Source organism: Kocuria arenosa, from assembly GCF_042879215.1.
GTDB lineage: Bacteria > Actinomycetota > Actinomycetes > Actinomycetales > Micrococcaceae > Kocuria > Kocuria arenosa.
In genome coordinates, this window is record NZ_JBHZTA010000002.1 from 277,887 (window position 1) to 288,849 (window position 10,963).

At 72.0% G+C, this 10,963-nt stretch carries 9 protein-coding genes; 5 read left to right on the forward strand and 4 right to left on the reverse strand.

Going from position 1 to position 10,963, the window contains the following annotated elements; all coding sequences use genetic code 11:
* Nucleotides 1-32: 32 nt before the first annotated feature.
* Nucleotides 33-1,154 carry an isocitrate/isopropylmalate dehydrogenase family protein gene (locus ACFYE3_RS04705; RefSeq protein WP_387606517.1) on the reverse strand — a complete coding sequence of 374 codons (1,122 nt, stop codon included), beginning with the start codon at nt 1,152-1,154 and terminating at the stop codon, nt 33-35.
* Nucleotides 1,155-1,777: 623 nt separating this feature from the next.
* Nucleotides 1,778-2,620, reverse strand: a complete 843-nt coding sequence (locus ACFYE3_RS04710) for a PhzF family phenazine biosynthesis protein (RefSeq protein ID WP_387606518.1) — start codon at nt 2,618-2,620, stop codon at nt 1,778-1,780.
* Between the two features lie 48 nt (nt 2,621-2,668).
* Here ACFYE3_RS04710 and ACFYE3_RS04715 point away from each other — a divergent pair, with 48 nt between their 5' ends.
* From ACFYE3_RS04715 to ACFYE3_RS04730, 4 genes are read left to right on the forward strand one after another with little or no spacing between them, the layout of a single operon-like run.
* A complete protein-coding gene (locus ACFYE3_RS04715) occupies nt 2,669-3,274 on the forward strand; it encodes a helix-turn-helix domain-containing protein (RefSeq protein WP_387606520.1) in 606 nt (201 codons plus the stop codon).
* Nucleotides 3,267-3,410, forward strand: a complete 144-nt coding sequence (locus tag ACFYE3_RS04720) for a hypothetical protein (RefSeq protein WP_387606523.1) — start codon at nt 3,267-3,269, stop codon at nt 3,408-3,410. Before ACFYE3_RS04715 ends, ACFYE3_RS04720 begins: the two co-directional genes overlap by 8 nt.
* 4 nt (nt 3,411-3,414) lie before the next feature.
* Nucleotides 3,415-4,314: a dihydrodipicolinate synthase family protein gene (locus ACFYE3_RS04725; protein WP_387606526.1), complete on the forward strand. Its 900-nt coding sequence runs from the start codon at nt 3,415-3,417 to the stop codon at nt 4,312-4,314.
* On the forward strand, nt 4,286-5,503 hold the full coding sequence (locus tag ACFYE3_RS04730) for an MFS transporter (RefSeq protein ID WP_387606528.1): 1,218 nt from the start codon (nt 4,286-4,288) through the stop codon (nt 5,501-5,503). The genes ACFYE3_RS04725 and ACFYE3_RS04730 overlap by 29 nt, the downstream gene beginning before the upstream one ends.
* Before the next feature lie 317 nt (nt 5,504-5,820).
* Here ACFYE3_RS04730 and ACFYE3_RS04735 read toward each other — a convergent pair whose 3' ends face one another.
* Together ACFYE3_RS04735 and ACFYE3_RS04740 are read right to left on the reverse strand one after the other, a co-directional pair.
* A complete protein-coding gene (locus tag ACFYE3_RS04735; protein ID WP_387606530.1) occupies nt 5,821-6,942 on the reverse strand; it encodes a glycosyltransferase family 4 protein in 1,122 nt (373 codons plus the stop codon).
* The gene (locus ACFYE3_RS04740; protein WP_387606532.1) at nt 6,939-8,087 is read right to left on the reverse strand and encodes an alpha/beta fold hydrolase; all 1,149 of its coding nucleotides are present in this window, start codon (nt 8,085-8,087) and stop codon (nt 6,939-6,941) included. Before ACFYE3_RS04740 ends, ACFYE3_RS04735 begins: the two co-directional genes overlap by 4 nt.
* A 222-nt stretch (nt 8,088-8,309) precedes the next feature.
* Between ACFYE3_RS04740 and leuS the strand changes: the two genes are divergently transcribed.
* Entirely contained in the window at nt 8,310-10,802 is a 2,493-nt protein-coding gene (gene leuS / locus ACFYE3_RS04745) for a leucine--tRNA ligase (RefSeq protein ID WP_387606535.1), read from the forward strand.
* Nucleotides 10,803-10,963: the final 161 nt, after the last annotated feature.

Sequence of the window (10,963 nt, forward strand, 5' to 3'; positions counted from 1 at the left end):
AGGGAGCAGAGTGAGAGCCTGGCGGTGCAGGGTTATCCGTCGGTCACGGCGGCGACGTGGTGCTCCAGCCGCCCAGCTCCCAGCTCCGCCGGCAGGGCGCTGAGGACCGCCTCCACCACTTCCCGGGTGCCGGCCGTTCCGCCCAGGTCGCGTGCCCGAGGACCTGTGGCCAGTGTTGCTTCGACGGCGCCGTGCATGCTTCGTGCTGCCTGGGTGCACAGGTCGTCATCGTGGCGTTCGCCCAGCCATTCCAGCATCATGGCGGCCGAGAGGATCATTGCCGTCGGATTCGCGATGCCTTTGCCCGCGATGTCGGGGGCGCTGCCGTGGGAGGGCTGGAACACGCCGTGGGTCAGGCTGACGTCGGCGGAGGGCGCGACGCCGAGACCGCCGACGAGGCCGGCTGCGATCTCGGAGACGATGTCGCCGAAAATGTTCTCCGAGACGACGACGTCGTAGCGTTCCGGATCGGTGACCATGTACATCGATCCCGCGTCGATGTAGAATTTCGCGCTTCCGACATCGTCGTTGCGCGCAGCGACCTCGTCGAACACCTTCTCCATCAGCACGTTGCTGCGCAGCGCGTTGGACTTGTGCAGCAGGGTCACGTGTCCCGGGGTGCCTCGCTTGCGGCGTGCTCGCGCCTGGGCGAAGGCCACGTCGAAGAGCTTCTCGCACGTGGCCCGGGTGATCGTCATGCGATCACTCGCCCGCTCATCACTGGGCTCGTGCTCATCGGCCAGTCCCGCGAACATCCCTTCGGAGGTTTCCCGGATGACGAGCATGTCGATTTCCTTCGCCTTGACCGGGCTCTCGACTCCCGGGAAAAGCCGCACCGGCCGAAGGCTGGCAAAAAGCCCGTAGTGGGCCCGCATCTCGACCTGGGCGCCCAGTTCAAGGCCTTCCGGTCCACGCACATCTGGCAGCCCCATGGCGCCGAACAACACGGCGTCCGCCTTGCCGATCTCATCCATGTCGGCGGCAGTGATCTTTCGACCGGTGCGGCGGTACAGGTCTGCGCTGAAGTCATAGAACGTGTAATGGAACTTCAGTCCGTAGCGGGTTTCGCATTCCTTCAGGACGGACAGAGCGGCGTCCACGACTTCGGGGCCGATACCGTCCCCGGGAATTACGGCAATTTCGTAGTGAGTCATGGTTCTCCTGACTTGCGGTTCACGAGCGCTTCCTCGCAGGGTGATCGCCCCGGTGCCGGGGGCATTGCCCACGCGACGCCCCGCACAGTATTCCCACCCAATGGGAAATACTTTCTGCGAAGCGGGAAGACCATAGCAGGAGGTGACTCGACTCACAAGAGATTTGGAGGAGAGGTGTCCGCGACGCGCCCGCCAGTAGGGCCATGGGGATGCATGGCGGCGCCCTCGAGTCGTTCGGGGGTATGGAGGTGGGGTGTAGGCCTTGGTGCGGAGGTGGGAAAAGGCGGGGCGTCGGGAAGAGGTGACACAACAGGACGGTGCGGGAGCAGGCGTCGGGATCAACGCAGGCTGAGCACTCCTGTGACATCGCCCAGGTGGGGACCCGCACGGAGGATCGGCTTGCTGAGACCGCCGTCTGGGGAGTGGTGGCCGGACACTCTCCGCTTTACATATGGCGCCATAGCGGCAGCCTCGACAGGCCGAGTCACCTCTGCGGAGCTGCAGGGTCGACACGCGGGTCGGTGGAACTCGTACCTGACCTCCACCGCGAGGCCCTGCTTCAGGCAGGGTGGGCCCTGCCCGTCCTCGAGATGGCCCGTTCCCAGCCCAGTGCAGGCGGTGAGTTACAGCGCGGCGGTACCGAAGACGACGACGTCGGCTCGTCCGCCGACCCAGATCCTGTCGCCCTCGGTGCTGATGTGGATGCGACCGCGTCGGCCCATGGCGGTTCCCTGGGTGGCGAGGTACGGCGTCGTCGTGTCTTCTCGGGCCAGGAGCCACTGGGCGGCGGCGGCGTTGAGGCTGCCGGTCACCGGGTCCTCCCGCAGGGGCTCGGCCCCTTCGGTGAAGAACGCGCGCAGCTCGAAGTCGGCTTCCGCATCCGCACCGTGCGGCCCGATCACGCCGATGTCCCACCGGCCCGGATGCGCCGACGCATCGGGGCGCAGCCCCAGGACGGTGTCGGCGCTGTCGAGCAGGACCCCGACCCAGCCCGGCCCGTTGTCGAGCCACTCCGCGTCCACGACCTTGTCCGGCGCCACACCCAGAATCTCGATCACGGCAGTGAGCATGCCGGTGCCGACGGGGCCGGACCGGATCCGCGGCGGGGCGGCGAAGGCGAGCCGATCACCGTCGACGCGCACGGACACCAGGCCCGCACCGCACTCCTGTACCACCATCCCCGGGGTCCCCGGTCGGCCTCCGGCATCCAGCCATGCCCGGGCGGTGCCCAGAGTGGGGTGCCCGGCGAAGGGCAGCTCGCTGCTGAGGCTGAAGATGCGCACCCGGTAATCCGCACCGGGGGTGGTGGGCGGGAGCACGAAGGTGCACTCGGACAGGTTCGACCACACGGAGAACCGTCGCAACGTCTCGTCGTCGAGACCCTGCGCGTCGAGCACCACCGCCACCGGGTTGCCGGTGCACGTGTCGTCGCCGAACACGTCGACCTGACGAAATCCTCGAGTCATACTGCCGAAGCATAGACGGTGCACTGAACAATGCAATATATTGCACTCATGGATCAGGGCACGACGACTCTCATGGCGGCCATCGGCGCCCGGGTCAAACAGCAGCGGCAGTCCCGGCGCTGGACGCTGGACCAGTTGGCCGAGGTCGCCGGGGTCAGCCGCCGGATGCTGGTCAACGTGGAGCAGGGTGCGACCAATCCCAGTGTGGGGACCTTGCTGCGGATCAGCGACGCCCTGGGCATCGGACTGCCCGCGCTGGTCGAGCTGCCCGAGACGGCATCGTTGAAGGTCACCCGGTACGGCGAGGGGGCGGCCTTCTGGAGCGGGGAGGCCGGCGGCCGGGGGGTTCTCGTGGCCGGGACCGCACCGCCGGACGTGGTGGAGCTGTGGGACTGGACCTTGAGTCCCGGTGACCGGCACAGCAGTGAGGCCCACACCCGGGGCACCAAGGAGCTGCTGCAGGTCCAGCAGGGGACGGTCACTCTCGACGTCGCCGAGCAGTCGATCACCCTCGAGGCCGGGGACGCGGTCTCCTTCCCCGGCGACGTCGCCCACGCCTACGCCAATCCGAGCGCCGAGCCGGCCCGGTTCTCCCTGACCGTTTACGAACCGGGCGTGGGCTCGGGACACCACTCGGAGGTCTCCGATGACTGAGCTGAGCGTGCTGGAGCAGGTCCTCGCCGGGGCCCGGGTCGAGGACGAGGTGTTCGCGCTGCGACCGGACCACCGCGCTGTGCTGCTCGCCGTCGACGGGCTCGGCGCCGGCACGACACCCGATACAGGAGCCTGATCCGATGATCACCGGCTTGAGCGCTTTTCCCCTCACCCCGCTGGCCGACGATGCCGTGGACGAGGCGGCTTTCACCGGCCTGGTCCGAAGGCTCGCGACCGCACAGGTCGACTCCATCACCGCTCTGGGGTCCACCGGCTCCTACGCCTACCTCAGCACCGAGGAACGGAGCCGTGTCGCCCACCTGGCGGTCGAGCACGCCGGGGGCGTCCCGGTGTTCGTCGGGATCGGGGCGCTGCGGACCTCCCAGGTCCTCACCCACCTCGAGCACGCCCAGCAGGCCGGGGCCTCCGCGGTGCTGCTGGCGCCGATGACGTATCAGCCCCTGACCGACGACGACGTCTTCGCGCTCTTCGACACCGTCACCGCGCACTCATCGGTGCCGGTGATCGTCTACGACAACCCGGGCACCACCCGCTTCACCTTCACCACCGAGCTCTACGGACGCATCGGGAAGCTGCCCGGCATCGCTTCCGTCAAGATCCCCGGCGTGCCCGCCGACCCGCAGCAGGCACAGGCGCGGGTGAGCGAGATCCGCGCGGTGATTCCGGGGCACGTGAGCATCGGGATCTCCGGGGACGCCATGGCGGCCGCCGGGATGGCCGCCGGGTGCGATGCCTGGTACTCGGTCATCGCCGGCACGCTGCCGGGCCCGGCGCTGCGCCTGACCCGCGCCGCCCTGGACGGGCGCGCCGACGAAGCGTCGGCCGCCTCCGAGCGGCTGGCACCGCTGTGGCAGCTCTTCGCCGAGTCCGGGAGCCTGCGGGTCGTGGCCGCGATCGCCGAACACCTGGACCTGACACCCAGGGGCTGTCTGCCGTTGCCGATCCAGGGGCTGGACGAGAAGCAGCGCGCCCGGGTGGCGCAGATCGTCGATGACCTCGGACTCGACCATCGACCCTGACACCCGGCTTCCCCCAGGGGGAGAACGCCGGGGCGCGGCGCTGGCACGCTACGTCTTCGCCGCGACCCTGGTGCGCAGTGCCGACGGGGGCGCGGTGGTCGCCATCGTGCTGCTGGCCCAGGCCAGCGGACTGCCCGGGTGGGTGGCGGGACTGCTGGGTGCTTCGATCACCGCCCCCCACCTGCTCGGACCGTTCATCGCCCGACGCCTGGACACCGCCCGCGACGGGCGGCAGGTCATCGCGGTCTCAGCCGTGCTCCACGGCGTGCTGCTGGGTGCGGCCGCGATCCTGCTGCCGATCACCTGGCCGGTCGTCCCGGCCGTGCTGCTCTTCGTCTCCGGTCTGTTCGGGCCGATGCTCACCGGCGGGATCAGCAGCCGCCTGCCCGCCATCGCCGGACCCGCACAGCGCAGCCAGCGCAGGGCCCAGAGCTGGGACGTGGCCAGCTACGGACTCAGCGGCACCCTCGGCCCCGCCGCCGTGGCCTGGATCGCGGCCACCACCGGCCCCCTCGCCGCGACCCTGGCCCTGGCCGCGGCCGCGCTGCTCGGCGCCGGTGCGGTGCTCGCCCTGCCCCGCCAACAGCCACGCGATGCGACCGTGGAGGTGCCCTCCCCGGCGCGGACACTGCGTACGATCCTCAGGTGCGGCCCGCTGCGCCGCACGCTCGGGCTCACCGTGACGGTCGCGTTCTCCGTCGCCGCGCTCCCGATCTACGCGGTGGCCGTCGCCGCGCAGCTGGGCGGGGCCGCCGCGGCAGGCACCTTGGTGGCGGCCTACGGCGCCGGCAATCTGCTCGGATCGGCCGGGCTGATGCTGTGGCCGCTGCGCGGGGAGGCGGACCGCCTCATGAGCGCCCTCGCCGTCCTCGTCGCGGCCACCCTCACCGTGGTCGTGCTGGCCCCGACCCTGACGACCGCACTGGTGGCTTTCGGGCTCGCCGGGATCGGCAACGCGATGTTCTTCGCAGCCACCCTGGCCGCGCGCAGCGAGTACGCACCCCTCGAGTCCCGCGGCCAGGTCTTCATCTGGGTGGGCGCGCTCAAGATCGCCGCAGGCTCAGCCGGCACCGCGGCCGCCGGCGCCACCATCACCCAGGCCGCCTGGGTACCGCTGGTCCTGGTGAGCGCCCTCACCGCCGTTGCCGCCACCGCCAGCGTTGCTGATCGGTCCCGCCCGCGGCGGTGAAGGTGCTGTCGACGACGTGCGGCGCAGATCGGCCCGCCGTCGTGTCCATCGCGCTGCTCTCGTGCGAGTCGACCAGGGTCGTCGGGACTGCCACGGCCAGTAGGTGCCCGGGCGAAGTGACGGGCATGAGCGATTCCAGGACCAGGGGGCGTTCTTCAGACGGTATGCCGCGGCAGCGGCGGGCAGGGCCACCTCGGTCACCTCGAGCATGTCGGTGCACCGGCGCACCGTGGGCCCCTCTCCGTCGCGGAACGATCCGTCCGCCCGGACTCCGTGGCGCGCTCACCGGCGGGGTGGGTGCCCCATACAGGGGCGGGTCAAGGACAGCGGCGGCGGGCGCGGCGCTCGTGCACCCCGCGGGCGACTGCGAGCAGCTCCCGCGCCGAGGCCTCCCACGAGTAGGCCCGGGCCCGCTCGAGCCCGTCCAGCACCTGGGTCCGGGCCCGGGCCGGGTCCTCGAGCGCGCGCACGGCGGCGGCGAACCCGGCGTCGTCGTCGGGTGCGGCGTAGCCGGCGGCGCCCCCGGTGACCTCCCGGAAGATCGGCAGGTCGCTGCACACCACGGGGGTGCCCGCCGCGAGCGCCTCCACGAGCGGCAGCCCGTAGCCCTCGGCCCGTGAGGCGTGCACCAGGGCGGCGGCCTCGGCGAGCAGGGCGGAGTACTCGGCCTCGTCCACCCCGTCGTGGAACACGACCCGCGCCCCGTCCGGGACGAGGGTCTCCAGCTGGGCGCGGCGGGCGGGGGAGATCCGGGAGAGCAGGTGCAGTTCGTGGTCCGGGAGCCGCCCGGCCACGCGCAGCAGGGTCTCCACGTTCTTGTAGGGCAGGAAGGAGCCCATGTAGAGCAGCGTCCGGCCGCGCCGGGGCAGCCGCTCCAGCGCCTCCGCGGTGGGGAGCACGGAGCCGGGCTGCGGGGCATTGGGCACCACGTGCACGGGGCGGCGGGTGAGCCGGTGGGCGGCGATGAGCTCACGGGTGGTGTGCGAGACGGTCACCACGGCGTCGGCGCGGTCCAGCAGGACCCGCTGGGGCCACCAGGCCCGGTGGTAGAGCCGCCAGCCCGCGCGCACGGCGGCGGGCAGGTCCGCGGGCGGCTGCGGGTGGTCGTAGTAGATGAGGTCGTGCAGGGTGAGGATCAGCCCGTGCCGGCGGCCTGCGGAGCCCATGGTCTGCATGGGGGAGAACACGACGTCGGGCGCGTACCGGTTGAGCACCAGCGCCGTGGCCGCCTCGGCGGCCGACACGGGGGAGGGGCCGGTGACGTGGGGGACGTCCGGCAGCAGCGCGAGCTGGCGGGGATCGCTGACGAGCACGGCCACGTCCAGGCCGGGGATCCCGTCGGCGAGACCGGCCACGGCCTCGGCCAGGCTCGCCCCGTAGCGGCTGATCCCGTCGTGGCGGTCGAGACGGGTGTAGCGGGCGTCCAGGAGCAGCCTCACCGGCGGTGTCCGCGTCGGTGTTCCTGGCGTCCGCGGCGCACGATGCGCTGCAGCCCGGTGAACGGGGTGGTGTCGGGGGCGGGGGCGTCGGCGGGGGGCGCCTGCGCGTGCAGCGCAGGCGGCGGCCCGTCCGGTCCGGGGATCGGCCCGGGGAGCTGCCCGGGGAGCGGCTCGGGGGCGGGGGAGGAGAGGAACTCGTGGACCAGCTCGGCGGTGCGCCCGGGGGCCTCGTAGTGGATGAGGTGGCCCACGTCGTCGAGGACCTCGAGGCGGTGGCGGGGGATCCAGGAGGCCATGGTCCGCTGCGCGGCGAGCGAGCCCAGCTCGTCCTGCGCGCCCACGACCAGCAGGGTCGGCATGGTCAGCTGCATCGCGACCTCCGCGACGGTGTGCGAGATCGAGGACTCGTAGGCCTCCAGCAGCACGTCCCGGTCCGCGAAGGCCGAGAAGTACGCGCGGTGCTGGTGGCGGACGTAGCCGCGGACCCGGGGGTCCTGGGACTTGGTCATGACCCTGCTCATCGCGTCCGTGACGGACCAGCTGGAGAGCAGCCGGTGGCCCAGTCGCCGGGGCAGGATCCGGCCCAGCCGGTAGTAGCCCACCGTCAGGCGGCTCAGCAGCGCCTGCCCGCCCTCCAGGGCGGGCTCGCAGATCGGGTTGACGAGCACCAGCCGCTCGACCATCGCCGGGTGGGCGGCGGCGAAGTGCGCGGCGACCACGGAGCCGAAGGAGTGGCCCAGGACGGCGGCACCGTGCGGGGCGCCGTCGTGCACCGCGCCGTCGGTGAGGGTCTCCACGAAGCCGCGCAGGAAGTCCGCGTACCCGGCGATGTCGTGGGGCCGGTCGGGGAAGGGCTCGGAGCGGCCGAAGCCGGGCAGGTCGGGGACGACGACGTGGTAGCGCTCGCGGAGCCGGTCGGCGATCAGCTGCAGGCCGTGGTGGTCGCCGCGGAAGCCGTGCACCAGCACGAGCAGGGGCTTGGGGGCCCGGTCGACGTCGTAGAACCAGTAGCGCACCTTGTGCCCGTCCAGGACCATGCTGCGCCGCTCGGCCCAGGGGTTCTGCACCGCGCTGTCGGGCACGTCGGCGTCGTGCCCCGTGCCGGTGGTCGCGCCGCCGTGCGGTGCGCCGGCCGCAGCCGCCATGGTTCCTCCCTGCGGGCCCGCCGGACGCCCGGTGCGTCCCGGCCCGCTGTCGATGCTAGCGCCTGCGGGCGGGGGCGCCGGGCGGCCCTGGGCTAGGATGGGAGGGATTCCACCACCGTCGGCGCACCGCCGGGCATCCGTGATGCCCGGGTGCCGCCCACGCGACCGCGCGCCGCCCGTTCCGAGGGCCGGCGGCGGTCCACCACCGCGAAGGCGAGGACCGTGACCGAACAGCAGCACACGACCGAGACCACCGGGTACGACTTCCGCGCCATCGAGGCGGCGTGGCCGTCGTTCTGGGCGGAGCAGCAGGTCTACGCGCCCGTCGACGACGGCTCGCGGGAGCGTCGCTACGTGCTGGACATGTTCCCGTACCCCTCGGGCGACCTGCACATGGGGCACGCGGAGGCCTTCGCGATGGGTGACGTGGTGGCCCGGTACTGGCGCCAGTGCGGCTACGACGTGCTGCACCCGATCGGCTGGGACTCCTTCGGCCTGCCGGCGGAGAACGCGGCGATCAAGCGCGACGCCCACCCGGCGGAGTGGACCTACGCCAACATCGCGACGCAGAAGGCCTCCTTCCAGCGCTACGCGATCAGCGCGGACTGGTCCCGGGAGATCCACACCTCGGATCCCGAGTACTACCGGTGGACGCAGTGGCTGTTCCTGCAGTTCCACCGCAAGGGCCTGGCGTACCGCAAGAACTCGCCGGTCAACTGGTGCCCCAAGGACCAGACGGTGCTCGCCAACGAGCAGGTCGTCAACGGGGCGTGCGAGCGCTGCCACACCCCGGTGACGAAGAAGGCTCTGAACCAGTGGTACTTCAAGATCACCGACTACGCCGATCGGCTGCTCGAGGACATGGCCGCGCTCGAGGGGCACTGGCCCGAGCGCGTGCTGGCCATGCAGCGCAACTGGATCGGGCGCTCCGAGGGCGCCCACGTGCGCTTCGCCATCGAGGGTGCCGGCGCGGGCGGGACGGACCGGGAGGTCACCGTGTTCACGACCCGCCCCGACACCCTCTACGGCGCCACGTTCTTCGTGGTCGCCGCGGACGCGGAGCTGGCCGGGGAGATCGTCGCCCCGGAGCACGCCGAGGAGCTGTCCGCCTACCGCGAGCAGGTCAAGGCGCTGTCCGACATCGAGCGCCAGGCCACCGACCGGCAGAAGACCGGGGTGTTCCTGGGCCGCCACGCCGTCAACCCGCTCAACGGCGAGAAGCTGCCCGTGTGGGCCGCGGACTACGTGCTGGCCGACTACGGCACCGGCGCGATCATGGCCGTGCCCGCCCACGACCAGCGCGACCTCGACTTCGCCCGCACCTTCGGCCTGCCCGTGCGCGCGGTGCTGGACACCGGGGAGGAGGATCCCGCCGTCACCGGGACCGCCACCACGGGCGAGGGCACCCTGATCAACTCCGGCGAGCTGTCCGGGCTGGAGAAGACCGAGGCCATCGAGCGCGCCATCGGCCTGGTCGAGGCCGCAGGCACCGGCAACCGCCAGGTCAACTTCCGGCTGCGCGACTGGCTGCTGTCCCGGCAGCGCTTCTGGGGCGCCCCGATCCCGATCGTGCACTGCGGTGCCTGCGGCGAGGTCCCGGTGCCGGAGGAGCAGCTGCCGGTGCGGCTGCCCGACGACCTGCGCGGGGAGCAGCTGGCCCCCAAGGGCCAGTCGCCCCTCGCCGCGGTCGAGTCCTGGGTGCACGTGAACTGCCCGTCCTGCGACGGCCCCGCGCTGCGGGACACCGACACCATGGACACCTTCGTGGACTCCTCCTGGTACTACCTGCGCTTCGTCTCCCCCAACGACGAGAACGCCGCGTTCGACCTCGAGGAGACCCGCAAGTGGTTGCCCGTGGACCAGTACGTGGGCGGCGTGGAGCACGCGATCCTGCACCTCCTCTACTCGCGGTTCTTCACCAAGGTGCTCTTCGACCTGGGGCTCGTGGACTTCACCGAGCCGTTCAAGGCGCTGCTGAACCAGGGCCAGGTGCTCAACGGGGGCCGGGCGATGTCCAAGTCCCTGGGCAACGGCGTGGACCTGGGCGAGCAGCTCGACCGGTTCGGGGTGGACGCCGTGCGCCTGACCATGGTCTTCGCCTCCCCGCCCGAGGACGACGTGGACTGGGCCGACGTGTCCCCGCAGGGCTCCCAGAAGTTCCTGGCCCGGGCCTGGCGCCTGGCCCAGGACGTGGCCTGCGCCCCCGGGGCCGACCCGGCCGCCGGGGACCTGTCCGTGCGGCGGGCGACCCACCGGGCCGTCGACGACTCCGCCCAGCTGCTCGACGCCGCGAAGTTCAACGTGGTGATCGCCAAGACCATGGAGCTGGTCAACGTGGTCCGCAAGGCCATCGACTCCGGCTGCGGGCCCGCCGACCCCGCCGTGCGCGAGGCCGTCGAGGTCGTCGCGGTCCTGCTGTCGCTGGTCGCCCCGTACACGGCCGAGGACATGTGGCACGCGCTGGGGCACGAGGGCTCCGTCGTCGTCGCCGGCTGGCCCGCGGTCGACCCGGAGCTGCTGGTGGACGACACCGTCACCGCCGTGGTGCAGATCAAGGGCAAGGTCCGGGACCGGCTCGAGGTGCCCGCCGACATCGGCGAGGACGCCCTGCGCGAGCTGGCCCTGGGCTCGGAGACGATCCGCCGCCAGCTGGGTGGCGCCGAGATCCGCAAGGTGATCGTGCGCGCGCCCAAGCTCGTCAACATCGTGGCCTGAGCCGGCGCTCCCGCAGCAGGGAGCACGACGACGACGCCCCGCCGGCTCCGGGTCCCGTCCCGGATCCCGGGTCGGTCATCGGAGCCGGGGGCCGGGCCGGTGCCCGGGCTCCACAGGCGCCCTCCGGGGCCGCCCGCGTCCCCAGCGGGGTCCCCGCCGGA

Excerpts from the sequence above, each read along its gene's own strand:
- ACFYE3_RS04705 (WP_387606517.1), bottom strand. The coding sequence starts at position 1,154 with ATGACTCACTACGAAATTGCCGTAATTCCCGGGGACGGTATCGGCCCC.
- ACFYE3_RS04710 (WP_387606518.1), bottom strand. The coding sequence starts at position 2,620 with ATGACTCGAGGATTTCGTCAGGTCGACGTGTTCGGCGACGACACGTGC.
- ACFYE3_RS04715 (WP_387606520.1), top strand. The coding sequence starts at position 2,669 with ATGGATCAGGGCACGACGACTCTCATGGCGGCCATCGGCGCCCGGGTC.
- ACFYE3_RS04720 (WP_387606523.1), top strand. The coding sequence starts at position 3,267 with ATGACTGAGCTGAGCGTGCTGGAGCAGGTCCTCGCCGGGGCCCGGGTC.
- ACFYE3_RS04725 (WP_387606526.1), top strand. The coding sequence starts at position 3,415 with ATGATCACCGGCTTGAGCGCTTTTCCCCTCACCCCGCTGGCCGACGAT.
- ACFYE3_RS04730 (WP_387606528.1), top strand. The coding sequence starts at position 4,286 with ATGACCTCGGACTCGACCATCGACCCTGACACCCGGCTTCCCCCAGGG.
- ACFYE3_RS04740 (WP_387606532.1), bottom strand. The coding sequence starts at position 8,087 with ATGGCGGCTGCGGCCGGCGCACCGCACGGCGGCGCGACCACCGGCACG.